We start from the raw sequence: 24,223 nt of genomic DNA on the forward strand, positions 1-24,223 counted from the left end.
CCGCCCACGCGGCCGCAGGCTTGCGACATCATACCGGCCGGTATCACACAGGGAGACTCCGACCATGGCCATGGACCCCGGCACGCTCGAGACCATGATCAAGGAGGCGTTCCCGGACGCTCAGGTGGCGATCGACGACATGATGGGTGACGGCGACCACTACGCGGCGCAGATCGTCTCCGAGCAGTTCCGGGGCAAGACCCGGGTGCAGCAGCACCAGATGGTCTACGCCGCCCTGAAGGGGAAGATGGGCGGCGAACTGCACGCCCTCGCGTTGCAGACCCGGGCGCCCGACTGAGCCGACCCCCGGTTTCGGCCGTCGCGCACCTCGCCCCCCCTCCCGGGCGTCTCCCGGGTGTCTCTCGGGCGTCTGTGGGGCACGACGGCCCGGAGTCGGGCGCGGGCGGGGGCCGGGTCCGTCCAGCCTCGCGCCGGCCCGCCCAGGGTGGCGGCGCGCGGCGGGGGAGCCGGTTGACCGGGCCGAAGGATGGGCGCAACCTTCCCGGGCCCAGATCGGCCGCCAGGGGATCGGCGTCATGACCTATCAAGCCGACGACGACCAGTATCCGGCCCGCGCCGTGGTCTTCATCGAGTCCACCTGGGGCACGCAGACCTTCACGGGCACCGGGTTCCTGGTCGGGCGCAACGATATCGTCACCGCCTCGCACGTCCTGTACGACCAGACCCTCGGCGGGACGCCCGATTATGTCCGTGTCGCGCCGTCGTACGAACCCGGCGCGCCGGACAACGTATTCTACGACGACTTCCAGTATCACTACTACCCGGACTTCGACCCGGACGGGGACGGCCTGCTGGAGACCGGGGACCTGCGGCTGAATACCCTGCGCGGCTCCGAGTACGACATGGCGCTGATCTCGCTGCGCGAGCCCGTGGGCGACGTGTACGGCTGGTTCGGCGTCGACCCCGGGTTCTCCGGCGGGGCCGTCGGGCTGCTGGGCCATCCCGCCCTGTACGGCCGCGCCCTGATGTACGACGGCGGCTCCGTCTGGCATCACAGCCAGGACAGCGTTCTGTACTACAACAACGACCTGGAGGTGAACCCGGGCAACTCCGGCGGTCCGGTGTACTACGACTACGGCGACGGTCCGTTCGCCGTCGGGGTGGTCTCCACCGGGCTGGTCGCCACCTCGTTCCGGGATCACTGGTGGTGGATCAGCGACGTGATGACGGAGAACGACGCCCTGCTGGCCGACGGCTCGGCGCCCGACGACGACCCGCCGTCCGATCCGTTCGACTCCGCCGATATCGCCGTGTTCAACCTGATGCTCGGCCGCCCGCCGGACGACGCCATCGCGGCCGAGGTCTCCGCCGCCGCGTGGTCGACCGTGACGGGCACCGCCGCGGTGCTGTCCGCATGGTCGGAGTTCCAGGGCCAGTTCAGCGGCCTGTCCACGCTCGGCGCCAAGATCGACGTGATCGTGGTCGGCCACATGGGGCTGTCGCCACAGAGCGCGGGCTACGCGGGCGCGGTCGACTACTTCGAGAGCAGCCTGACGGCCGGGCGCAGCGTTCCCGACGTGATGGCCGAGGCGGTGCTGTACCTGCTGGACGATGCGCGGCGCCAGGATGCCTACGACGGCGCCGCCGCCACGGTGCTGGAGAGCGGGGCGGGCTTGGCCGCGCCCCTGCGCCTGGCGGGGGCCGACGCGATCGTCGACGACGGCGGGGTCGCGGTGGTTGGCGCGCGCGATCCGGCCGGCGCGGCGCTGGAGGGCGCGGACGCGCTGTTCGGCTGACGCGCTGTTCGGCTGACGCGCTGTTCGGCTGACCGCGGCGGCCCCTCGCGGCTCCCGCGCCGGCGGCCCCGCTCAGGACCCGGCGGCGGCGGTCGCCCCCACCACGCGCGGTTGTGAGCCGACCTCGGCCAGGATATGCGCCGTCACCCAGGCCCGCAGGAACTCGGCCATGTCCTCGGTGAAGCGCGGCGGGCGCGGCGCCGCCAGGTGGCGGCTGCGGAAGTCGGTCATGTCCTTGAGCCAGCGCCAGCGGCTGGCGGCCAGCGGCTCGCCGGCACCGCGGCCCCAGCGGCCGTCCTCGCGGTCCATGTGGCAGACCGCGCTGGCCAGCAGGCGGTCGAACAGGCGCGCGATCTCGTCGCGGCCGGCGTTGGCGGCCCAGCGGTCGTGCAGGCTGTTCACCAGGGTCACCAGTTCGCGGTGTTCGGCGTCGGTCTCCGGATCTCCCAGCGCGTAGGCGGCGCGCCAGCGCAGCAGCGGCCCGGTGGGGCGCTCCGGCTCGGCCACCACCGCGACCACGTCGGCCTGAAGGCCCTTGGGACCCTCGCTGACCGTCATGCGCACCGTCTGGCCCTCGACCAGATCGAACAGCCCGCATTGTTCCAGCGTGCGCACGTGCACGAACACGTCGGCCTGGTCGCTGTCCCGGGTGACGAACCCGAAGCCTTTGTATGCGTTGAAGAACTTCACCACGCCGGTGAGGCCCTCGTTCAGCGTCTCCGGGTCGGCGGCACAACTGGGTTCGGGCACCTCCAGCACCGCGTCGATGGTCTGCACCTCCCAGCCCTTCGGTCCCTCGATCAGGGTGCAGGTGAGCTGGGTGCCCTCCGGCAAGCGGTCGAGACCGCGGGCCTCGACCGCGGAGACATGCAGAAACGCGTCCGGCAGTCCCTCTTCCGGACGGACGAAACCGAAGCCCTTTTTCGGGTTATACCATTTGACGGTGACCTTGGTCATGGTCGTCCCCCTCCGCCCACAAAAGGCGCGCTCCAGCACCAAGCGCCTATGAACTATGCAGGGGCACCAGGGATGCTGGCAACCCCACACGCTGGGTAAGCCCGAAAAACCGAGCGGCTATGCTACCTCAGGGGAAGCGTTCGGCCGGGCAATGTCAACGCCCAACGGAGGAGATCTCGTTCGTTGGTATAGCGCCTGCGGGACGGACCACCCGCCCCGGCCACAGCCTCCGGCGTCACGCACCTATGGCCGTATCACCGTCCTTTGGCCTGCTTTCGGGTGTGTCCGGGGGCGAATCGGGTGTCGGTCGCCGCGGCGCTACCGGGGCACGAAGCGCACCGGGCCGTACCAGGCCCGCCAGGTCCCGCCGCGGTCGTCGCAGTCGGTCATCAGGGCCACGGCGTCGATCGCGTCCACCGCCAGGTCGTGGAAGCGGCGGAAGTCGGCCCGCACGTCGCGGCGGGCGGTCACCCAGGCGCCCGGCGCGGCCGGTGGCCCGGAGGCCACCGCCACCATGTGGGCCTGATCGGCGTAGGCATTGGGCCAGTCGGCCCCGGCGGGCTCTCCGGCCGCCCAGACGTAGTTCACCGCCCGCGTGCGCCAGGGCAGCAGACCGCCGTCCCGGATCACGTACAGCCGTGCCACGTAGTCGTCGCCGGCCTTGGTGCGCTCGCTCGGGCCGGCCGCGGGAACCGCCTCGACACGCCACGACCATTCCAGGATCGGCGTCTTGGTCAGGTCGACGGTCTGGCGCCGGACCAGGCCGGAGGCGCTGTCGCGGCACGTGGCCCGCAACGCCGGCCGGCCCGCCACGTGGTCGAGGGCGTAGGCCGTCGTGCCGACGAAGACCTGACGCTCCCAGGCCAGCAGGTCCGCCGGCGCGAACGCGGTCTGCTCGGTTTCTGCGCCGGCCGGCGCGAGGAGGCCCGTCGCCAGCAGGGCGACGACGGCGGGGACGACTCGGCGCATGACAGGGGCGACTCGGCGCATGACCTGATCCTTACGACGGGGACCACCGCCCGGACACGTGGCGATGCAAGACCCGGGCGCCCAGGGGGGGCGGCGCAGGAGCGACACGAAACCGTCACCGGCCCGCCCCGACCCCGGTCCGGGGTGCCCGGATTCACTTGAGAACCGGGCGCCCGGTCTCGTTCGCCCGATCCGTCATGGACCGAAAGTTGGAACACGGGCCTAGAACCCGCGCCCCGGTCCGTGTACGCTGTGCAGCGCGAACGGACGGCCGCGCCCCACTCAACGACGCCACCCCGCGTCGGCGGCCGCCTCCACCCTGGCCGGCGGCGCCATTCCGGCGCGTCGGTCCGATTCGGCGTGGGTTTACTCGCGTCCCTGTCGTGCACCGCCGAAGGCGCGGGCCGCAGGGCAACTCTGCGCGCCGCAGTCACGGCGGCGCGCCCGGGACAGCAGTGTGTCGTTTTCTGCCGGCGGCGGGCCACGGGTCCGTGCGTCCGTTTGTCCCACGGCTCGCGACCGACCGATCACCGTGCCTGCGGGCGCCGTGCCCGACCGATCCCTTGCGTCGGTCGCGGACGCGCACCCGCGGCCCTGACCAGGGAGACCGAGCGTCTTGACCGACAGCTATATCTTCACCTCCGAATCGGTGGGTGCCGGACACCCCGACAAGCTCGCCGACAGCATCTCGGACGCCATCCTGGACGCCATCCTGGCCCAGGACCCCGCCGCCCGCGTGGCGTGCGAGACCATGGTCAACACCGGGATGTGCATCCTTTCCGGCGAGATCACCACCACGGCCCACGTCGACTACGCCCAGGTGGCCCGCGATACCATCCTCGACGTCGGCTACGACGACCCGCGGTATGGATACGACGGCCGCTCCTGCGCGGTTCTCGTGGCACTGGACAAGCAGTCGCCGGACATCGCCCAGGGCGTCGACGAGGGGCGCGGCCTCGACCTGGAGCAGGGCGCCGGCGACCAGGGCCTGATGTTCGGGTTCGCCTGCCGCGAGACCGACGACCTGATGCCGCTGCCGATCCAGCTCGCCCATCGTCTGACCGCGCGCCAGGCCGCGGTGCGCCAGAGCGGCACGCTGCCGTGGCTGCGGCCGGACGTGAAGAGCCAGGTCAGTGTCCGCTACGAGGGCGGCCGGCCGGCCGGCATCGACGCCATCGTGCTGTCGACCCAGCACGACGAGGACGTCGACCACGCCACCCTGCGCGCGGCGGTGATCGAGGAAATCGTCAAGCCATGCGTGCCGGCGGCGTTCCTCGACGACGCCACCACCTATCACATCAATCCCACCGGCCGCTTCGTCATCGGCGGTCCGGTCGGCGACTGCGGCCTGACCGGCCGCAAGATCATCGTCGACACCTACGGCGGCATGGGCCGCCACGGCGGCGGCGCCTTCTCGGGCAAGGACCCGTCCAAGGTCGACCGATCCGCCGCCTATGCCGCCCGCTACGTGGCCAAGAACGTGGTGGCGGCCGGCCTGGCCGACCGCTGCGAGGTCCAGCTCGCCTATGCCATCGGCGTCGCCCAGCCGGTCTCGGTGCGGGTCGACACCTTCGGCACCGGCACCATCCCCGAAGCCCGCATCGAGACCCTGGTGCGCACCCACTTCGACCTGCGGCCCAAGGGCATCATCGCGATGCTCGACCTGCTGCGCCCGATCTACCGCCAGACCGCCGCCAATGGCCACTTCGGCCGCGCCGGCGTGCCCTGGGAGGCGACCGATCGCGCCGCGGCGCTGGCCGATGCGGCCGGCACCCGCCCCGCCGCCGAATAGGCCGAACAGGAGGACCCCCGACCATGGACACGATCGACTTCCGCGACCGCAACAGTGACCTGGTGGCCCGCGAACAGGACATCGGCGACGATCCCATCGCCGCCCGCGACAGCGACCTGTACCGCGGCGAATACGTCCAGACCTTCGTCGAGAAATGGGACGAGCTGATCGACTGGGGCGCCCGCGCCGAGAGCGAGGGGCAGTTCTTCATCGACATGCTGAAGGCCCGCGGCAAGACCAAGGTCCTGGACGTCGCCTGCGGCACCGGCTTCCATTCGGTGCAGCTCGTCAAGGCCGGCTTCGACGTCACCTCGGTGGACGGCTCGGCGGCGATGCTGGCCAAGGCGTTCGAGAACGCCAAGGATCACCACATCATCCTGCGCACCTGTCACGCCGACTGGCGCACCCTGAACCGCGATATCCACGGCAAGTTCGACGCCATCATCTGCCTGGGCAACAGCTTTACCCACCTGTTCCAGGAGCAGGACCGGCGGCGCGCACTGGCGGAGTTCTACGCCGCGCTGAAGCATGACGGCGTGCTGATCATCGACCAGCGCAACTACGACGCCATTCTGGACAATGGCTATTCCACCAAGCACAAGTTCTATTATTGCGGCGACCGCGTGACGGCCGAGCCCGAGCACGTGGACGAGGGCCTGACGCGCTTCCGCTACGCCTTCCCGGACAAGTCCGAGTACAAGCTCAACATGTTCCCGCTGCGCAAGAACTACATGCGGCGGCTGCTGAGCGAGGCCGGGTTCCAGCGCATCCGCACCTTCGGGGACTTCCAGGAAACCTACCAGGAGGACGACCCGGACTTCTTCATCCACATCGTGGACAAGAGCTACGAGGCCGGGCGCGGCGACCGTGACCTGCACAAGATCGCCTCGGTGGCCGAGACCTATTACGATAGCGACGACGCCGACAACTTCTACTTCCACATCTGGGGCGGCGAGGACATCCACATCGGCCTGTACACCGATCAGGCCGGCGAGACCATCAAGGACGCCAGCCGGCGCACCGTCGACACCATGGCCGAACAGGTGCAGCTTGGGCCGGACAGCCGGGTGCTGGACATCGGCGCCGGCTACGGCGGGGCGGCGCGGCGGCTGGCGGCCCTGCGCGGCTGCCGGGTGCACTGCCTGAACATTTCCGAGACCCAGAACGCCCGCAACCGCGGCCTGTCCGAGGAGCAGGGGCTGGCCGACAAGATCACCGTCGTGCACGGCAGCTTCGAGGACGTGCCGGAACCCGACGCGCGCTTCGACGTGGTGTGGTCGCAGGACGCCATCCTGCACGCCGGCGACCGCGAACTGGTGCTGGAGGAGGCGTTCCGGGTGCTGAAGCCCGGCGGGCACCTGATCTTCACCGACCCGATGGAGGTGGACGACGTGCCCGACGGCGTGCTGCAGCCGGTGTACGACCGCATCCACCTGGAGAACCTGGGCTCGGTGAAGTTCTACCGCGAGGCCGCCGCGCGCGTCGGCTTCGAGACCGTCTCGGTCACCGACCTGACGGATCACCTGCCCAAGCACTACGGCCGTGTCGCCGAGGTGCTGCGCGAGCAGTACAACGAGGTCGCCCGCCTCTCCAGCCGCGGTTACCTGGACCGCATGCTGGTGGGCCTGGACAACTGGGTGAAGGCGGGCACCGCCGGGCACCTGGTCTGGGGCATCCTGCACTTCCGCAAGCCGGAGGCGTGATCCCGGGCCGCCGGGCGTCGGCGTCGTCCGGCGCCCGGCGGCGCATCCCCGCGAAGCCGCCCCATCCCGCCCGCCGGGGTGGGGCGGTTGCGCGTTCGGGCGCGTTTCAGCCGATTGCGACAAACCGGACTCGCGCGGCGAGTCCGGAGGCGCGGGGACCGCGTCAGGTCACCGCGGGGAAGCGCAGGGTGACCGTGGTGCCCTCGCCAACCAGGCTGTCCACGTGAACCGTGCCGCCGTGGCGGGCCATCAACGTGTTGACGATGGCCAGGCCGAGCCCGACCCCGGGCTCCGCCGCCGTGGTCGTGCCGGCGCCGCGCTCGTAGGGCAGCAGCATGCGCGGGATGTCCTTGCGCGGGATGCCGATGCCGGTGTCCGAGACGCTGATCTCGTAGCGCGCCGGGGTCACCGTGCCGGCCCGGATGACGATGGAGCCGCCGGGCCGGTTATACTTGATGGCATTGGTGACGAGGTTGGTGATCATGCGCAGCAGCGCATGGGCGTCGGCCCACACCGTGCCGTCGTCGTCGGCGATGCGGACGCTGATGTGCAGGCGCCGCTCGCGGGCGCGTTCCCGAAGGGTGTTCAGGCAGCGGTCGACCACGGGGCGCACCGCCACCGCTTCCAACGTCAGCGTGGTGCGGCCGGCCTCGACCTTCGAGATGTCAAGCAGGTCCTCCAGGATGGCCAGCAGGTCGGTGGTGCTGCGATGAATATCGCCGGCGTAGGTCGCGTAGGTGTCGAGGTCGGCGTTGGGGATGTGGCGGTCGCGCATAATCTCCGCGAAGCCGAGGATGGCGTTGAGCGGGGTGCGCAGCTCGTGGCTGGTGGCGGCCAGGAAGTTCGATTTGGCCTTGGTGGCGGCCTCCGCTTCGGTCCGCAACCGGTCCGACAACGCGACGGCCTCCCGCAACTCGTATTGGGTGCGCTCCAATCGCCGCAACACCCGCGTCAACTGCACCATGCGGGAGATGGAAAAGACCAGCAGGAACCCGGCCATGACGATGGCGGCGGTGAAAAACTCGTCGACCTCGTAGTCCTCGTAGCGCCGGGTATACGCGGCCAGCCACTCGAAGGCGTCCAGGTCGATCGCCACAAGGAACACCGTCAACCCGGTGAACAGCAGCACCAGGGCCTCGATCCGCGCCCAGCGCCGGTCGGCCCTGACGGAGGGCTCGGTGCCGTCATCCGGGGCGCTGGAGGGGGGACGGGGGCGGGGGCCTGACGGGGTCATCGCGGGGGCCTGCGGCAGAAGACGGGACGGGGCCCGTCCGCCGTGGTACGGCGGACGGTGAACGCGGCACCGGCGCCTCAGCGGCGCGGACCGGTTGGAGGCTGCGATCGCGGTATCCGCGAGACGAGGCTCCAAAAAACGAAGGGCGCAATGCGCGAATAAACCCGGAGACTATACACCTGGGGATAGCCGGACCATTCTTCACGCGCAGACTATCACACTGACCGAGATTGGGCACGGTCTTCCTTGTGGTGATCAGAAGTGGTGTCAGGTCTTGAGGGTCGCATGCGAATAGCTGGACTCGTCCGGAGTGGGGGGCGTTGGCCGCCCCCGGTTACAGCCGATTGCGATCCGCGCTAGGGTACTGCCCGGATCGCCTCGGCCAGCGTGCCGAAGAGCTGGTCGATCTGCCCGGGCTCGATAATGAGCGGCGGCGACAGCGCGATGATGTCGCCTGTGACCCGGATCAGCAGGCCCATCTCGTAGGCCTTCAGGAACACCTCGAAGGCCCGCTTGCCCGCCTCGCCGGGGCGCGGTTCCAGCTCGATGCCGGCGATCAGGCCCATGCAGCGCAGGTCGATGACGTGGGGCAGGCCCTTCAGCGAGAACACCGCGTCGGCCCAGGCCGCCTCCAGGTCGCGGGCGCGGGTCAGCAGGCCCTCGGCGCGATACAGCTCCTGGGTGGCCATGGCGGCGGCGCAGGCCAGCGGGTGGGCCGAATAGGTATAGCCGTGGAACAGTTCGATGAGGTGGTCCGGCCCGGTCATGAAGGCGTCGTGGATGGCGCCGGTCACGAACGTGGCCCCCATGGGCACGGCGGCGTTGTTGATCGCCTTGGCGGTGGTCAGGATGTCGGGGGTGACGCCGAAGTGCTCGGCCGCGGTGGCGCTGCCCAGACGGCCGAAGGCGGTGATGACCTCGTCGAAGATCAACAGGATGCCGTGTTTCGCGGTGATCTCCCGCAGCCGCTCCAGGTAGCCCCGGGGCGGCAGCAGTACCCCGGTCGAGCCGGCCATGGGCTCGACGATGACGGCGGCGATGGTCTCCGCCCCGTGCAGCGCCACCAGCCGCTCCAGCTCGTCGGCCAGGTGGGCGCCGTGCGCCGGCTGGCCCGGGGTGAAGGCGTTCCGTTCCGGCAGGTGGGTATGGGGCAGATGGTCGACGCCGCCCAGCAGGCCGCCGAACAGGCGCCGGTTGTTGACGATCCCGCCGACGGAAATGCCGCCGAAGTTGACCCCGTGGTAGCCGCGCTCGCGCCCGATCAGGCGGGTGCGGCTGCCCTCGCCGCGGGTGCGGTGGTAGGCCAGGGCGATCTTGAGGGCGGTCTCCACCGCCTCCGAGCCCGAGTTGGTGAAGAAGACATGGTCGATGCCCTCGGGCATCCCCTGGACCAGCCGGTTGGCCAGGTCGAAGGCCAGCGGGTGGCCCATCTGGAACGCCGGGGCGTAGTCGAGCTGGCCGGCCATGGCGCGGACGGCCTCGACGATCTCGCGCCGCCCGTGACCGGCGTTGACGCACCACAGGCCGGCGGTGCCGTCCAGGATCGCGCGGCCGTCGTGGCTGGTGTAGTGCATGCCCTCGGCCGCCACCAGCAGGCGCGGCGCGCCCTTGAACTGGCGGTTGGCGGTGAACGGCATCCAGAACGCGGTCAGGTCGTTGGCCACGGGGGCGTGCGGGTCGAAGGTCATGGCGGGCGGGCTCCGGCGGACGGGGTCGAGACGCGATCGCAAGGATAGGCCGGCCCGACCCCGCTGGTCACCCCCCGCCGCTCACCCCCCGCCGGTCACGCCCGGCTGGTCCGCCGGCGCGGCCGCGCCGGGCCGTGCCGCGCCGTCGCGCGGCATGTGCACGCCGCGCAGCCGGCCGCCCATGACGTGGTGACGGACGTCGTGCAGCCACAGTTCCTCGGGCCGCGGCGCGATCCGCCACCACCAGGTCGCGCCCTCCACGTCCGGCACGATACCGCACAGCAGGTCCTCGGCGGCGGTGGGGCGGTCGGCCGTCATCTCCTGGCGCTCGGTGTCGGTGACCAGGCAGACCGGACAGGGCGCCTCCATCAGCAGGTGCAGATGGTCGGCGATCAGGCGGCGGCGGAAGGCCAGCAGCGCCGCCTCGTCGGTGTCGTGGTGGCGCGCCAGCCAACGCGCCGGCAGCAGCGGCAATTGCGACAGCACGTTGCACGACACCACCAGGTCGGCGTCGGCCAGGCCCGGGATCACCGGCCGCGACGGCGGCAGCGGTGCCCCGCGCGGCAGGGTGCGCACCGCCTCCACCACGCCGGTGACGTCGCACGGGGCCAGCTCCACCGACGGGATGCGCAACGCGGTCAGCCGCACCGACGGCATGAACAGCACATCCACCAGCACCACGCGGCGGAACAGCAGCGCCAGGGTGGCCACCGGCACGTCGCTGAGCAGGCCGGCGCCGACCACCACCACCTGGTTCCAGCGGTCGAGCTGGGCCACCTGGTCAAGGATCACGCTGTGCGTGGCCCGCAGGTGCGGCCCCCAGGCCCGCCGGTTGCGGCGGCGGCGGGCGTCCACGGCGATCAGTTCGCGCAGGTAGCCCATCCGGCGCAGCCCGCGCGGCGCCGGGGTGAGACGGTGACGGATCCATTCGACGATCATCGGCGCGCGGCGCCTCGCGGCAGCAGGGACGGGGGACGCAGAGCCGGACGGCGGCGGCCGCCGGTCCCGGCCGGTCTGCCGTCCGGTCTTAGCACGCCGCCGCCCGCTCTGGGCACCCGGGAAACGCCCGCGCCGCGTGGTCACGCCGGCGGGCCGACGATCCGGGGCCATCTCGTGGTCGGCCGGAGTCACGCGATCACGCCGCCCTTCGGGGTGACCGGGGCCGGGACGGCCTCCGGCACCGGGGTGAAGAACGCGCCGTCGGCCTGGAACGACAGCCCGCCCTCCAGGCCCAGCGCGCTCAGGCTGCTCTGGGCCAGCCCGAGCAGGTCGTGGCGCATGTCGGCCGGCAACGGCTGGGCGGTGCGCAGGATCAGATGCAGGCGCCGGGCCTTGGTCTGCATCAGGCCGTCGATCTGGAGCCGCCCCAGGCGCGACAGGGTGACGTCGACCAGGAACCGCTGGCCCGCCTCCGCTCCGCCGCCGCCGTCCTCCGGGTCGGTGCCGTCGGCGTCGCCGCGCCCGCCCATCACCCGGGTGATGATGGTGATCGGGCTGATCTCGGCATGGTCGGCCAGGGGCAGCGTCAGGGCGCGCCACTCGCCGCCGGGGCTCTCGCGAGTGCGGCCGGCCAGATCGCCCAGGTCGCGCTTCAGGGCCGCGGCCAGCCGGGCGCCGCCCGGGCCGGCGCGCTCCAGCGCGCGCAGGGTGGACTCGCCGGGCCACTGGCGGATGTCGCCGCCGGCGCGCAGCGCCCCCGACAGCGTGACCATGGCGGCGGCGAGCTGCGGTCCCGCACGCGGGATCGCGGCCTCCAGGGCGCGGCCGGCGGCTGGATCGGCCCGGCTCAGCGTCTCCACCGCCTCGCTCAGGGCCGGCCATCCGGTGGTGCCGCCCTGGGGCAGGCCCGGGGTCGCGGCGCCGGCCGTCCCCACGGCGGGCGGGGGCAGGCGGGCCGCGAGGTCGAGCGTGACCTGGCTGCCGGGCGGCGCGTCGAGCCGGACCGTCAGCGCCAGGGTGCCGGCCGGGGTGCGCAACAGGCTCTGGCCGGCCGGGCCGCCGCTCAACAGGGTGCCGCTCAGGCGGGCCGCGGCTGGTCCGGCGCTGGCGCCGTCGCCGGCCGCGCCCGGTGGCGGCGGGGGGGCGCCGGACGGGGTGGGCGCGGTGGCGCCGCCCCGCCCCGCCGTGGCCGTCGGGGACGGCCCGTCCGCAGCGGCGCCCGCGCTGGCCGGCGTGCCCGCCGGGGTGGGGGAAGCGGCGCCCGCCGTGGGCGCGGCCGTGCCGGATCCGCCGGCCCCCGTTGGTCCCCCCGTTGGTCCCCCCGTTGGTCCCGGTGTCGGTCCGGTTCCGGGGGCCGTGGTGGGCGCCAACCGGCCGGAGGCGGCGCCCGGGACGGGTCCTGGGATGGCTCCTGGGGCGGGGCCCGGGGCGCCCGCGCCGCCGGCGGCCGGGGACGCCGACGCGGACGTGGCGGCCCCCGTCGTTCCGGCAGGGGTGACCGTCCCCGGGCCGCCCGTGCCGACGGGACCGGGGCGTGCGCCGCCGGCCGCCGCCGCACCCGACGCGGCCTGGCCCGGAAACTGGCCCGGAGATTGGCCCAGAGACTGGCTGGGGGACTGGCCGGGAGACTGGATGGCGACCAGCCGGACCCTGACGCGGGTCCCAACGGGGGCCGGCTCGCCCAGGATCGTCCCGGTGGCGGGCCCCGGGGTCCCCGGCTGGGCGGCCGTCGGCCCGCGCACCACGGTGGCGGTCAGCAGGCCGCGCCCGCCGGCGCCGCCGACCGCATCCACGGGGGCCTGCCCGGTCAAGGCGGCGGTCGGGGTCGCGGCGCCGCTCGGGGGCGTCGGCGGCGGGCTGGCGCCGCCCGAGGCCGGCGCAGGGGCGGCGAGCGGGCGGCCGTTCAGGGCGGTGATCTTGAGGAGCGCCTCGCCGCGGGCGATCGACAGCAGTTGCAGGGTGATGTCCGCGCCGGCCGGCAGCGCCACGCTGGCCCGCAGGGTGACGGGACCGAGCGCCGTCTGCACCTGGGCCGGCTGGCCACGCTGGGCCGCCTGCACCACCTGGGCCTCCAGCAGGGTGGCCGCCGGCAGCCGCGCCAGGGCCGGCGGCGGCGTGGTCACCGTGGCGGTGGCGGGTCCGGCGGGGGCCGGCGCCGGGGCCGGTACGGGCGGCGGTGCCGGGGGGGGAACGGTGCTCATGGGCGCGGGCCTCCGGCCGCCGCTCGGGTCACTCGGCCAGCAGACGGTCGGCCAGCGCCTCCACGTCCAGCGCCGCCTCGCTGTTGGGATAGCGGGTCAGGAGCGGAATCTGGTTGCGGATCGACTCGCGCACCCGGGTGTCGCGCCGCACCACGCCGGCCAGGGGCGGCGAGATGCGCAGGAAGCCCTGGCACGCCTTCAGCAGGGTGCTGTAGGTCCGCTCGCCCTCGCGGGTCGAGTTGGCGGCGTTGACCACCACCTTCAGCGTCGCGTCCGGGCGTTCGATGGCGGTGATCTTGATGAAGGCATAGGCGTCGGTGAGCGCGGTCGGTTCGTCCGAGGTCACCACCAGCAGCGTGCTGGCGGCGCGCGCGAGCTGGCGCACCGCCTTCTCGACCCCCGCCCCCAGGTCGATCAGCACATGGTCGTAGTCGCGCCCCATCAGCACCAGGTCGTCGGCCACCAGTTGCAGGCGGCTGGCCGGGATGTTGGCCAGGCTGCCGGAGCCGGAGCGGCCGGCGATGACGTCGAAGCCGCCGGTGTCGAACGTGGTCGCGGCCTGGTTCAAGGTCAGCTTGCCGGCAACCACGCTGCCCAGGTCATAGCGCGGCATCAGCCCCAACTGGATGTCGATGTTGGCGAGCCCCAGGTCGCCGTCGAACAGCAGCACCCGCTTGCCACGCTTGGCCAGGGCATGGCTCAGGGTGATGGCGAACCACGTTTTCCCGACACCGCCCTTGCCGGATGCGATGGCCAGGACATTGTGGCCGGACTCCGGAGCCGGCGCACGCGGGGCCATGGTGGGATCGAGGTTGGTCATCGGGTTGCCTCGGCGACGGAGGGGGAGGACGGGTCCGGACCGTCAGCCGGATCTCCGCGGGTCTGTCCCGTCGGCGCTCCCTCCTGGGCGCGGCGGGGCAGGATCAGCTTGGCCAGGGACAGCGGGTGGATCGGCACCAGGCCGTTGGCGACGTGGGGACTGATCGTCACCTCGCTGAACATCAGTTGCCCGTGGTCGGCGGCGGCCAGGATGCCGCCGAGGCGGCGCGCCATGTCCAGCCGGGTCGCCATCAGGCGGGTGGCGCCGACGCGGGCGAAGCTCTCGCCGGCCTCGGCCCCCTCCATGGGGTCGATGCCGGCGGCGAGGACCAGGATGGGCTCGACGTCCGCGGCCTCGATCAGCTCGCGCAGGAACGCGGTGTCGTGGGTCGAGAAGGGGTTGATGCCCGGACTGTCGATGAACACCAGATCGTGGACGCCGACGCTGTCGGCGACCTGGGCGCGCAGCGAGTCGGGACCGCGCGCCCGCTTGAGGTCCACCTCCAGGATGCGGGTGAAGGCGGCGAGCTGGGCGACCGCGCCGGCGCGCACGGAATCGGCGCTGATGACGCCGACCGGGCGGTTGGCGAGGCGGGCGCGCGCCGCCAGCTTGGCGACCGCGATGGTCTTGCCGACCCCGGGCGGGCCGACGATCAGGAACGGGCGCGGCGACTTGCGTTCGGGCAGGGGGGCGAAGGCGAACACGGACTCCAGGGCGGCCGCGCAGGCCTCGACCGGGTCCGGCGACGCGGCGGCGCGGACCTGGGCCAGCAGGCGCTCGGTCAGGCGCTCGGGGGCGCCGTGGTACGCCAGGGCGGCGCGCGCCTCCAGCACGCGGCCGTCGCTGAGATCCTGGCCCGCGGCGCCGGTTTCGTCGGCGAGGGCGGTGCGCAGGTCGCCGTCGGAGCCGGGTTCCTCGACCGCCGCGGTGATCCGGATGCCGCCGTCGCCGGCCGCCCGCTGGGTGGAGACGATGATGGCGTCGTCCCCCAGTTCCTGGCGGATCAGGGCCATGGCCTCGGCCATGCTGGGCGCGGAGTAGCATTTCAGCCGCATGAACCGGCGGTCCTCTCGTGATCCGGTCGGGCCGCGCCGGCGGCCCCGGCGATGCCGGGGGCACCGGGGGGTGGAGGCAGGGTCCCACGACCGGAGGAGGCGGCGGGCGATGCTTGGCCCACCCCTGCGCCGATGGTACGCACCCCTCCCTTAACTCTGTCCTAACATCGCTGGCCGTTTGACCAGGGGGGGGCCGGGACGCCTAGATCTGCCCCAGGGTCTTGATGCGCGCCTTGGGGTGGATCTCGTTCTGCGACATGACCACGGTGCTGGGCCGGAAGCGCTCGACGATGGAGCGCACGTAGGGCCGGATGCCGGGGCTGGTCAGCAGCACCGGCGCCTCGCCCTGCATGGCGAAGCGCTCGAAGGTCTGGCGCACCGTCATGATGAACTCCTGCAACCGCGACGGGGCCATCGAGAGCTGGCGCTCCTCGCCCTGGCCCACCAGCGCCTGGGCGAACTCCTGCTCCCACTGCGCCGACAGCGTGACCAGGGGCACGATGCCGTCGGCGTTGACGTTGGCGTCGCAGAGCTGACGCCCCAGGCGGGCGCGCACGTGCTCGGTCACCAGCAGGATGTTGCGGGTGGTCGCGGTGGCCTCGCTGATGCCCTCCAGGATGGTCGGCAGATCGCGCACCGAGACCCGTTCGCCCAGCAGGTTCTGGAGCACACGCTGGACCCCGCTGGTGGAGATCTGGGTCGGGATCAGGTCGGCCACCAGCTTCTGGTGTTCCTTGTCCAGTTCGTCGAGGAGTTTCTGGGTCTCCGCGAACGACAGCAGGTCGGCCATGTTGTCCTTGACCACCTCGGTCAGGTGGGTGGTCACCACGGTCGGCGGGTCCACGACGGTGTAGCCGCGGAACATGGCCTCCTCGCGGTTGGAGCGGTCCGACCACACCGCCGGCAGCCCGAAGGTGGGCTCGGTGGTCTTCTCGCCCGGCAGGGTGATGGACTCGCCGCGCGGATCCATGACCAGCAGCATGTTGGGGCGCAGCTCGCCGCGCCCCGCCTCGACCTCCTTGATGTAGATCACGTAGGTGTTGGCGCCGAGTTGCATGTTGTCCTGAATGCGCACCGAGGGCATGACGAAGCCCATTTCCATCGCCAGCGAGCGGCGCAATGCCTTGATCTGGTCGGTCAGGCGCGAGCTGGTGGCGTTGTTGATGAGCGACAGCAGGCCGTAGCCCAGCTCCAGCCGCACCAGGTCGATGCGCAGCGCGGTCGAGATCGGTTCCTCGGCCACCGGCGCGGGGGGCTCGGCGGGCGTCGCCTCGGCCGCCGTCCGGGCGGCGGTGCGGGCCTTCTGGTCCAGGTACAGCGCCGCCCCGCCGGCCGCCAGCGCCAGCAGCGTGAAGGGCAGGAACGGCGTGCCCGGCAGCAGCGCCAGGGCCATCGCCATCAGACCGGACATGCCAAGCGCGCGCGGATACGCCTTGAACTGAGTGACCAGCGTGGACTCGGCGCTGTCCTTCAGGCCGCCCTTGGCGACCATCAGGCCGGCCCCGACCGAGACGATGAGCGCCGGGATCTGCGACACCAGGCCGTCGCCCACGGTCAGGCGGGTGTAGACGTCGGCGGCCTCGCCGAAGCTCAGGCCGCCCTGGACCATGCCGATGACCATGCCGCCGACGATGTTGATGACGGTGATCAGGATGCCGGCGATGGCGTCGCCGCGCACGAACTTCGACGCACCGTCCATGGCGCCGAAGAAGTCCGCCTCGCGCTGCATCTCCTCGCGCCGGGCACGGGCCTCGTCCTCGGTGATCAGGCCGGTGGACAGGTCGGCGTCGATGGCCATCTGCTTGCCCGGCATGGCGTCCAGGGTGAAGCGGGCCGAAACCTCGGCGATGCGGGTCGCGCCCTTGGTGATGACCATGAAGTTGACCAGCACCAGGATGGCGAAGACGATCACCCCGATCACGAAGTTGCCGCCCATGATGAAGCCGCCGAAGGCCTGGATGACCTCGCCGGCGGCGTCGGGGCCTTCATGGCCGTTGGCCAGGATGAGGCGGGTCGAGGCCAGGTTGAGCGCCAGCCGGAGCAGCGTGGCGATCAGCAGCACCATGGGGAACGAGTTGAACTCCATGGACTTGCGCACGTAGATGACCGTCATCAGCACCAGGGTGGAGAAGGTCAGCGACAGCGCCAGCATGATGTCCAGCAGCCACGGCGGCATCGGCAGGATGAGCACGACCAGGATCGCGATGACGCCGAGCGCCAGCCCGATCTCGCCGCTGTAGAGGGTTTCCTGGATGCGGCGCCCGATGGCGCCCAGCGCGCCCGCCCCGGCGCCACCGCCGCCGGTGCCTGCGGTGCCGTCCGGCACGCCGCCCTCGCCGTCGGCGGTCACCACCTGTCCCTGTGATCCGGTCTCTTCGGCCATCGCCGTCGTCTTTCGTTTCGCGGGGGCCGCCCGAGGGGGTCACGGGCGGTCGTCGGGGCCAACCGTCACGGGCTGCCGTCAGGGTCTGGCGTCGCGGGCCGTCTTCAGGCCCGGGGCGCCGTGGAGGTCTCGGGACCGGCGCCGGCCGAGGGCGAGCCACCGCCGGGGGCCGGCACCGCGACGCCCTCGTCGGCGTACTGGCGCAGCTTGTTGCGCAGGGTGCGGATGGAAATGCCCAGGATGGTGGCCGCGTGGGTGCGGTTGCCCAGGCAGTGACGCAGGGTGTCGATGATCAGGTCGCGTTCCACGTCGGCCACCGTGCGTCCGACCAGACCGCCGACCCCGCCGCCCGTCCCCCCACCGGGCGTGGCCGCGTCGGAACCGGCCGCGGACGGCGCCGCCGGGTCGGCGCCGGGGCTGCCGTGTCCGCCGTGGCCGCCGTTCGCGCCCGGCGCCGCCGCGGCCTCCGGGCCGTGCGGGCTCAGGGGGCTGCCGTCGGGCTCGATCATGACCGCCTCCACGCCGATCTCGTCACCGTCCGCCAGCAGCACGGCGCGGTGCAGGGTGTTCTCCAGTTCGCGCACGTTGCCCGGCCAGGGATGCGCCCTGAGCGCCGCCAGCGCCGGCGCCGCCAGCGGCCGGTCCGGAATCTGGTTGGCCTCGGCGTACTTGTGCGCGAAATGCCCGGCCAGCAGGTCGATGTCCTGCGGCCGCTGGCGCAGCGGCGGCAGCGCCAGGGTGATGACGTTGAGCCGGAAGAACAGGTCCTCGCGGAACCGCCCGGCCGCCACCTCGGCGCGCAGGTCGCGGTTGGAGGTGGCGACGATGCGGGTGTTGACCCGGACCGGCTGCTTGCCGCCGATGCGGTCGATCTCGCGTTCCTGGATGACGCGCAGCAGCTTGGCCTGCAGGCGCACGTCCATTTCGGAGATCTCGTCGAGCAGCAGGGTGCCGTTGTTGGCCTCCTCGAACTTGCCGATGCGCCGCGCCACGGCGCCGGTGAAGGCGCCCTTCTCGTGCCCGAACAGCTCGCTTTCCAGCAGGGCCTCGGGGATGGCGGCGCAGTTGACGGCGATGAACGGGCCGTCGGCGCGCCGGCTCTTGCGGTGCAGGTGGCGGGCGATCAGTTCCTTGCCGGTGCCGGACTCCCCGGTCACCAGCACGCTGGCGTCGCTGGGGGCGACCTGCTCGGCCATGCGCACCACGCGCGCCATGGCGGGGTCGCGGAACACCAGGGCGTGGCGCTCCTCGGCCACCGCCTCCAGCACGGCGGCGATCAGGGCGGGGTCGGGCGGCAGCGGGATGAACTCCTTGGCGCCGGCCTTGATGGCCCGCACCGCGATGCGGGCGTCGGTGCCGACGCCGTAGGCCACCACCGGGGCGACGATGTGTTCGGCGGCGAGAGCGTCGATCAGGCCGGCGACGTCGAACTGGCCGTCGACCATCACCAGGTCGGCGCCGCGACCGCCGCGCAGCGCCTCCAGGCCCGCCGCCACGTCGTCGGCCTGCGCCACCTTGGCACCGCGCTGCACGGCGATGCGGGCGGCGGCGCCCACCTGGCCCTCCATGGCGCCGATGATCAGCACGCGCATGGCTGGACCCGCGATGAGATGTGAGGCTTAGACATGGACCCGGCGCACCCGTTGATGCGGCGGCAGGACGCTGTTGAGCAGCATCTCCAGCCGCCGGGTGTTTTCCTTGCGGGCGATCGACACGACCCCCACGACATAAAGATGATTCACGAGTTGTTCCTCGGCCGCGTTGCGTTCCAGCTTGCTGGCCAGGGGCGCGAAGACAACGTTGGACAGGATGGCGCCATAGAAGGTGGTCAGCAGGGCCACCGCCATGCTGGGGCCGATGCGCGCCGGGTCGTCCAGGTTGCCCAGCATCTGCACCAGGCCGACCAGGGTTCCGATCAGCCCCATGGCCGGCGAGACCTCGGCCGCCCGGCGCAGCACCCCGACGCTGCGGGCGTGGCGGGCGGCGGTGGCGTCCATCTCCTGGCGCAGCATGGCCTCCACCTCGTCCTCGGCGGTGCCGTCGATGACCAGCGACAGGCCCTTGTACAGAAACGGCTCGTCGGCGGTGCCTTCCAGCGGCGCCCCCTGGAGCTTGAGCAGGCCGCGGCTGCGCGCCTCCTCGGCCAGGTCGAGCATGCGGTCGGCGGCGTCGCCGGCATCCAGGCGTGGATGCAGCACGGTGCGCGGCAGCACGGCGAAGGCGGCCGCCACCTCGTCGAAGGTGAAGGCGGCCAGGGTCACCGCCAGGGTGCCCAGGACCACGATCAGGATCGCCGGAATGTCCAGGAACGACCCCGGTGAGCCGCCCAGCAGCATGGCCAGCGCGATCAGGGCCAGCGCGCCGCCGATGCCGATCACCGTGGCCAGATCGACCCCGGCGTGACTGTCCGCTGACAGCGCCCGGCGCGACCGGTCGAGAAAAGGACCGCCGTCGGCCATGCCGGTCAGCTCCGGTCCGTCTTGATGATCTCGGTCATGGTCACGCCCAGGCGCTCCTCGACGACCACCACCTCGCCGCGGGCGACCAGACGGTTGTTGACGTAGATGTCGATGGCCTCGCCGACCTTGCGGTCCAGCTCGACCACGGCGCCGCGGCCCAACTTGAGAAGCTGGTTGACCTGCATGTGGGACTTACCCAGCACGGCCGAGACCTGCACCGGGATGTCGTAGACCGCCTCCAGATCGGAGGCCGAACGCGGCCGGTCGGGCACGTGCGCGCCCATGTCCTCGGCGGCGTCCTCGGCGGCCTCGGCGCGCTGCGCATCGCCCAGTTCGTCGAGGCTGAAGTCGTTCTCGTCGGACATGCTGGTCTCCCTCTCGGCGGCCGACGGGCCGGCCGGTGGTGGCGGGGGTTACGCGGTCTCTGCCGGGGCGGCTTCGAGGGCCGGTCCGGACGGCCAGGTTTCGTTCGGAACCGTGGCGGACGCTGTGGCGGACGCTGGGGCGGACGCTGCGGGCGGCGCCGGGGGCGTCTCGGTCGCGGAGGGGGCGGCCGCCGGCGCCGGGGGCACCGGCTCGCGCAGATGGCGTTCCACGGCGGCCTCGATTTCCTCCCAGAGTTGCCCGGTGTCGCGCTCGACCCCGCCGTCGCCCCATTCCAGGCGGCAGTCGGCGCGGCCCAGGGCATTGTCCGGGCGCACCACGATGCGGCCCTCATAGCCGCTGGTGGTCTGAAGGTCGCGCACGCCGGCGCGCACGGTCTCGGCGAGGGCGCCGTGCACCCGGATCACCAGCCGCGGCTGGTCCATCAGGTCCGGCAGCAGATGGGCGACCAGATGCTCCAGTTCCTCCGCCGCCACCCGCTCGGCGGTGGCCGGCAGCAGGCGCCGGGCGATCGCCAGCGCGAGACGCGTGGCGGTCTTCTCCAGGCCGGCCACATGGGTGGCATGGGCGGCGTCCATGTGGTGGACGGCCTCGGCGATGGTGCGCAGCGCGGTGGCGCTGACGTGCCCGTCGGCCGTGGCCGCCTCCTCCAGCGCCGCCGTGTGGCCCTTGATATAGCCCTCCTCGCGGGCCGCTTCGAGTTGCGCCGCCGTGTACAGGTCGGGGGGCGGCGGCGGCGGGTCGTCGCTGGCGCGCCGGCGCCGGTCGAGCCCGGCATAGGCTTCGCCGCTGTCCTCGTCGCCGCTGCGGCCGCCGTCGTCGCGGCGCCGGTGCTCGGCCTCGTCGTCGCGCGCCCGCGCGGCATCGAGCCGGCGTTCGGCGGCCCGGCGCACGTCGGGATCGTCGAAGGAGCGGTCGAACAGGAACTTCTGCACGGTGGCCATGGACAACGGGCTCCGCTGGGATCGCGGGAACAAGGGGCGGGCGCAGGGGGGCGCCCGGGGGAACGGGACACGGAGGCAGGCCGACGCCCGCAGGAGTCGGGACGGGCGGTCAGTACACCAGCTCGTCGTCCTCCTTGCCATCGGAGATGACGATCTGACCGCTGTTGGCCAGCTCCTTGGCGAGCGAGACCACCGAGTTCTGGGCCTCGTCGACCTCGCGCACCCGCACCGGCCCCATGGATTCCATGTCCTCGCGCAGCATCTTGCCGGCGCGTTCGGACATGTTCTTGAAGAACAGTTCCTTGACGCTGTCGGAGGCGCCCTTGAGGGCCAGCCCCAGCTTGTCCTTCTCGACGTGGCGCAACAGCACCTGGACGCCCTGCGAGTCCACCCGCACCAGATCCTCGAAGGTGAACATGAGCTGCTTGATGCGGTCGGCGGATTCGCGGTTGCGCTCCTCCAGGGCGGTGACGAACCGGTTCTCGGTGTTGCGGTCGAGGCTGTTGAAGATCTCGGCCATCATCTCGTGGGCATCGCGGCGTGCGGTGCGGGCCAGGTTCGACATGAATTCGGTCCTCAGCGTTTTTTCGACGCCGTCCAGCACCTCCTTTTGCACCGCCTCCATGTGCAGCATCCGCATCACCACTTCCATGGCGAAGTTCTCGGGCAACAGCGACATGACGCGGGCGGCGTGGTCGGGCTTGACCTTGGAGAGCACGACGGCGACGGTCTGCGGATACTCGTTCTTCAGGTAGTTGGCCAGAACCTGCTCGTTCACATTGCCCAGCTTGTCCCACATGGTGCGGCCGGCCGGGCCCCGGATCTCCTCCATGATGGCCTCGACCCGGTCCTTGGGCAGCGACCGGATGAGCAGGCGTTCGGTGGTGTCGTAGGACCCCACCAGCGAGCCGGTGTTGGAGATGGCGTCGGCGAACTCGACGAACAGGCGCTCGACCAGGTTGGAGCTGATGGTGCCGAGATTGGCCATGACCTGCGAAAGTTCGCGGATCTCCTCGTCGTCCATCATGGAGAACAGCTTGGCCGAGTATTCCTCCCCCAGCGACAGCATCATGATGCCGGCCTTCTGGGGTCCGGTGAGGCTGCGGTAGTCTTCCTTGACGCGGGCCACGGCGCGACCTCCGTTGACGAATGGCGGGGCTCAGCTTTCCTGATAGAGCCAATTGCGGATGATGCTGAGGGCTTCCTCGGGGTGCTTCTCGACGATCTCGCCGATCTTGCGCAGGCTCGATGCCTTCACCCGGCCCTCGACCTTTTCGATGTCGATCAGCTCGTCGGCGTCTTCCATGTCGTCGAGGCCCAGCCCGATGGGCACCGGGGCGGTGGCCGGTCCCGGAAGCTGCGGCGCGCCGGCGGCCTCGGCCGACAGCAGGCCCGTGCCGCCGCCGTCGGCGCCCGACGGCAGGCTTTCGAAGGCGCGGGTGACCAGCGGACGCACCACCAGCAGGATGACCAGCACCGCCACGACGGCCACGCCCAGGCCCTCGGCCATGCGCATGATCTCGTCCTTGGTGAAGCCCATGAACATCCAGGGCTCCTCGCCCATCATGTCGTCCATGGCGGCGAAGCGCTGGTTGGTCACCTCGATCTGGTCGCCGCGGGTGGCGTCGAACCCCACCGCCGAGCGCACCAGGGCGGTGATCTGCTCCATCGCCTCGGGGCTGCGTGGCTCGTAGGTCACGGTGCCGTCGGCGGCCGTCACCCGGGCGTGGTCGACCAGGACGGCGATGTTGAGGCGGTCGATCACGCCGCCCTCGCGCACCTGGTTGGTGACCCGGCGCGAGATCTCGAAGTTCACCGTCTCCTCGGTGCGGTTCTCGCTGGTCGAGGTGCCGGCGCCGTCGGTCTGGTTGAACTGGCCCTCGGGCAGGTTCTGGCCCACGGTGACCGGTGCCGGCTCGCGGTCATTGCTCTGAAGGGTCTCCTCCACGGTGACGGTGGACCGCGCCACCTGCTGGTCGGGGTCGTAGACCTCCTCGTTGGTGACCACGCGGTCGAAGCTCATGTCGGCGGTCACCACGGCGCGCACCGCCCCCATGCCCAGGGTCGCGCCCAGCAGGTCCTCGATCTTGCGGGCGTATTTCTCGCCCGTCGCCCGGCGCTGGTCCTCTCGGGTCAGCGCGGCCAGGCTGCCGTCGCTGTCCATGCCGCGGGTCAGCATCTCGCCGCGGTTGGTCACGATGGAGACGCGCTGGGTGGACATCTTGGGGACGGAGGCCGCGATCAGGTTCTGGATCGCCACCACCTGACTGGTGTCCAGGCGGCGGCCGTTGAGCGCCAGAGTCACGGAGGCCGAGGGATCGTTGGTCTCGCGCGAGAACGGTTCGCGCTGGGGCATGACCAGCATGACGCGGGCGTTCTGCACCCCGTCGATGGAGCGGATGGTGCGCGACAGCTCGCCCTCCAGCGCCCGCTTGAGGTTCACCTGCTGCATGAAGCTGGTGGAGCCGAGGGCGCTGGTGTTGTCGAACACCTCGTACCCCACCGAGGCACCGCCGCCGGCTGCCAGCTCCGCCGTTTGCAGGCGCATGCGGTCGCGCTGGTCGGCGGGGACGCGGACCTCCGTGCCGTTGCCGGCGATCTGGTAGGGGATGTTCTGGTCCTCCAGGCTCTGCACGATGGCGCGCGCGTCGGCCTGGTTCAGCCCGCTGTAGAGCAACTCGTACTGCGGACTGGCGAAGCGGGTGGCGAAGAAGATGACAAGGCCGATCAGCGCCACCGCCACGCCCGCCATGGCGGCGAGGCGGGCCGGTCCGAGACCGCGCATCTGGTCCATGAAGCCGCTCACGGCATGGCCTCTCTGGTCGGGCGCGCCGGCCTGCGGGCAGGGCGGCGACGCGGAAAACCTGTGATCGGGCGGGTCGTGGCGGGACGGTATTCGGACCGCTCCGCACCGGGGGCGGGCGGCCGCAACCGCCGC

Annotated in this window: 19 protein-coding genes; 4 read left to right on the forward strand and 15 right to left on the reverse strand. The window is 71.8% G+C overall.

The genetic code is table 11. The features are described from left to right. Positions 1-64 precede the first annotated feature (64 nt). On the forward strand, positions 65-298 hold the full coding sequence (locus GGD88_RS13315) for a BolA family protein (RefSeq protein WP_184436229.1): 234 nt from the start codon (positions 65-67) through the stop codon (positions 296-298). A 238-nt stretch (positions 299-536) separates the two neighbouring features. Further along, entirely contained in the window at positions 537-1,757 is a 1,221-nt protein-coding gene (locus GGD88_RS13320; protein ID WP_184436231.1) for a trypsin-like serine peptidase, read from the forward strand. Between the two features lie 72 nt (positions 1,758-1,829). Here GGD88_RS13320 and GGD88_RS18900 read toward each other — a convergent pair whose 3' ends face one another. Then, a complete protein-coding gene (locus tag GGD88_RS18900; RefSeq protein WP_184436240.1) occupies positions 1,830-2,714 on the reverse strand; it encodes a cold shock domain-containing protein in 885 nt (294 codons plus the stop codon). A 318-nt stretch (positions 2,715-3,032) separates the two neighbouring features. Further along, positions 3,033-3,683, reverse strand: a complete 651-nt coding sequence (locus GGD88_RS13330) for a DUF3047 domain-containing protein (protein WP_246423757.1) — start codon at positions 3,681-3,683, stop codon at positions 3,033-3,035. A gap of 616 nt (positions 3,684-4,299) precedes the next feature. Here GGD88_RS13330 and metK point away from each other — a divergent pair. After that, on the forward strand, positions 4,300-5,475 hold the full coding sequence (gene metK / locus GGD88_RS13335) for a methionine adenosyltransferase (RefSeq protein ID WP_184436244.1): 1,176 nt from the start codon (positions 4,300-4,302) through the stop codon (positions 5,473-5,475). A 23-nt stretch (positions 5,476-5,498) separates the two neighbouring features. Beyond that, a complete protein-coding gene (locus tag GGD88_RS13340) occupies positions 5,499-7,178 on the forward strand; it encodes a glycine/sarcosine N-methyltransferase (RefSeq protein WP_184436246.1) in 1,680 nt (559 codons plus the stop codon). A 163-nt stretch (positions 7,179-7,341) separates the two neighbouring features. On the opposite strand, the gene GGD88_RS13345 is transcribed toward GGD88_RS13340, so the two are convergent. The 13 genes from GGD88_RS13345 to fliF all read right to left on the reverse strand — a co-directional run bounded on the left by GGD88_RS13345 (position 7,342) and on the right by fliF (position 24,091). Then, positions 7,342-8,412: a sensor histidine kinase gene (locus GGD88_RS13345; protein WP_184436248.1), complete on the reverse strand. Its 1,071-nt coding sequence runs from the start codon at positions 8,410-8,412 to the stop codon at positions 7,342-7,344. 356 nt (positions 8,413-8,768) lie between these two features. Next, on the reverse strand, positions 8,769-10,100 hold the full coding sequence (gene aptA / locus GGD88_RS13350) for an omega-aminotransferase AptA (RefSeq protein ID WP_184436250.1): 1,332 nt from the start codon (positions 10,098-10,100) through the stop codon (positions 8,769-8,771). A gap of 81 nt (positions 10,101-10,181) precedes the next feature. Further along, positions 10,182-11,039: a hypothetical protein gene (locus GGD88_RS13355; RefSeq protein ID WP_184436252.1), complete on the reverse strand. Its 858-nt coding sequence runs from the start codon at positions 11,037-11,039 to the stop codon at positions 10,182-10,184. A gap of 188 nt (positions 11,040-11,227) precedes the next feature. Then, complete coding sequence (locus tag GGD88_RS13360; RefSeq protein ID WP_184436254.1) at positions 11,228-13,240, reverse strand: hypothetical protein; 2,013 nt, start codon at positions 13,238-13,240, stop codon at positions 11,228-11,230. Between the two features lie 28 nt (positions 13,241-13,268). Continuing rightward, positions 13,269-14,060: a MinD/ParA family protein gene (locus tag GGD88_RS13365; RefSeq protein WP_184436256.1), complete on the reverse strand. Its 792-nt coding sequence runs from the start codon at positions 14,058-14,060 to the stop codon at positions 13,269-13,271. Beyond that, entirely contained in the window at positions 14,057-15,115 is a 1,059-nt protein-coding gene (locus tag GGD88_RS13370; protein ID WP_184436258.1) for a flagellar biosynthesis protein FlhF, read from the reverse strand. The genes GGD88_RS13365 and GGD88_RS13370 overlap by 4 nt, the downstream gene beginning before the upstream one ends. A 202-nt stretch (positions 15,116-15,317) precedes the next feature. After that, complete coding sequence (gene flhA, locus GGD88_RS13375) at positions 15,318-17,498, reverse strand: flagellar biosynthesis protein FlhA (protein WP_184436260.1); 2,181 nt, start codon at positions 17,496-17,498, stop codon at positions 15,318-15,320. Between the two features lie 104 nt (positions 17,499-17,602). After that, complete coding sequence (locus GGD88_RS13380) at positions 17,603-19,090, reverse strand: sigma-54-dependent transcriptional regulator (RefSeq protein ID WP_184436262.1); 1,488 nt, start codon at positions 19,088-19,090, stop codon at positions 17,603-17,605. A gap of 27 nt (positions 19,091-19,117) precedes the next feature. Continuing rightward, positions 19,118-19,957, reverse strand: a complete 840-nt coding sequence (locus GGD88_RS13385; protein WP_184436264.1) for a motility protein A — start codon at positions 19,955-19,957, stop codon at positions 19,118-19,120. A gap of 5 nt (positions 19,958-19,962) precedes the next feature. Next, positions 19,963-20,241 (reverse strand): flagellar motor switch protein FliN, encoded by a 279-nt coding sequence (fliN, locus tag GGD88_RS13390; protein ID WP_425502595.1) that lies wholly within the window; start codon positions 20,239-20,241, stop codon positions 19,963-19,965. A gap of 129 nt (positions 20,242-20,370) precedes the next feature. Further along, positions 20,371-21,285: a FliH/SctL family protein gene (locus GGD88_RS13395; RefSeq protein ID WP_184436270.1), complete on the reverse strand. Its 915-nt coding sequence runs from the start codon at positions 21,283-21,285 to the stop codon at positions 20,371-20,373. Positions 21,286-21,394: 109 nt separating this feature from the next. After that, positions 21,395-22,414 carry a flagellar motor switch protein FliG gene (fliG, locus tag GGD88_RS13400; RefSeq protein WP_184436272.1) on the reverse strand — a complete coding sequence of 340 codons (1,020 nt, stop codon included), beginning with the start codon at positions 22,412-22,414 and terminating at the stop codon, positions 21,395-21,397. 30 nt (positions 22,415-22,444) lie between these two features. After that, the gene (fliF, locus tag GGD88_RS13405) at positions 22,445-24,091 is read right to left on the reverse strand and encodes a flagellar basal-body MS-ring/collar protein FliF (protein WP_184436274.1); all 1,647 of its coding nucleotides are present in this window, start codon (positions 24,089-24,091) and stop codon (positions 22,445-22,447) included. Between the last annotated feature and the right edge of the window lie 132 nt (positions 24,092-24,223).

Origin of the sequence: Roseospira goensis (genome assembly GCF_014197795.1) — a bacterium.
GTDB lineage: Bacteria > Pseudomonadota > Alphaproteobacteria > Rhodospirillales > Rhodospirillaceae > Rhodospira > Rhodospira goensis.

Excerpts from the sequence above, each read along its gene's own strand:
- GGD88_RS13315 (WP_184436229.1), top strand. The coding sequence starts at position 65 with ATGGCCATGGACCCCGGCACGCTCGAGACCATGATCAAGGAGGCGTTC.
- GGD88_RS13320 (WP_184436231.1), top strand. The coding sequence starts at position 537 with ATGACCTATCAAGCCGACGACGACCAGTATCCGGCCCGCGCCGTGGTC.
- GGD88_RS18900 (WP_184436240.1), bottom strand. The coding sequence starts at position 2,714 with ATGACCAAGGTCACCGTCAAATGGTATAACCCGAAAAAGGGCTTCGGT.
- GGD88_RS13330 (WP_246423757.1), bottom strand. The coding sequence starts at position 3,683 with ATGCGCCGAGTCGTCCCCGCCGTCGTCGCCCTGCTGGCGACGGGCCTC.
- GGD88_RS13340 (WP_184436246.1), top strand. The coding sequence starts at position 5,499 with ATGGACACGATCGACTTCCGCGACCGCAACAGTGACCTGGTGGCCCGC.
- GGD88_RS13345 (WP_184436248.1), bottom strand. The coding sequence starts at position 8,412 with ATGACCCCGTCAGGCCCCCGCCCCCGTCCCCCCTCCAGCGCCCCGGAT.
- aptA (WP_184436250.1), bottom strand. The coding sequence starts at position 10,100 with ATGACCTTCGACCCGCACGCCCCCGTGGCCAACGACCTGACCGCGTTC.
- GGD88_RS13355 (WP_184436252.1), bottom strand. The coding sequence starts at position 11,039 with ATGATCGTCGAATGGATCCGTCACCGTCTCACCCCGGCGCCGCGCGGG.
- GGD88_RS13360 (WP_184436254.1), bottom strand. The coding sequence starts at position 13,240 with ATGAGCACCGTTCCCCCCCCGGCACCGCCGCCCGTACCGGCCCCGGCG.
- GGD88_RS13365 (WP_184436256.1), bottom strand. The coding sequence starts at position 14,060 with ATGACCAACCTCGATCCCACCATGGCCCCGCGTGCGCCGGCTCCGGAG.
- GGD88_RS13370 (WP_184436258.1), bottom strand. The coding sequence starts at position 15,115 with ATGCGGCTGAAATGCTACTCCGCGCCCAGCATGGCCGAGGCCATGGCC.
- flhA (WP_184436260.1), bottom strand. The coding sequence starts at position 17,498 with ATGGCCGAAGAGACCGGATCACAGGGACAGGTGGTGACCGCCGACGGC.
- GGD88_RS13380 (WP_184436262.1), bottom strand. The coding sequence starts at position 19,090 with ATGCGCGTGCTGATCATCGGCGCCATGGAGGGCCAGGTGGGCGCCGCC.
- GGD88_RS13385 (WP_184436264.1), bottom strand. The coding sequence starts at position 19,957 with ATGGCCGACGGCGGTCCTTTTCTCGACCGGTCGCGCCGGGCGCTGTCA.
- fliN (WP_425502595.1), bottom strand. The coding sequence starts at position 20,241 with ATGGGCGCGCACGTGCCCGACCGGCCGCGTTCGGCCTCCGATCTGGAG.
- GGD88_RS13395 (WP_184436270.1), bottom strand. The coding sequence starts at position 21,285 with ATGGCCACCGTGCAGAAGTTCCTGTTCGACCGCTCCTTCGACGATCCC.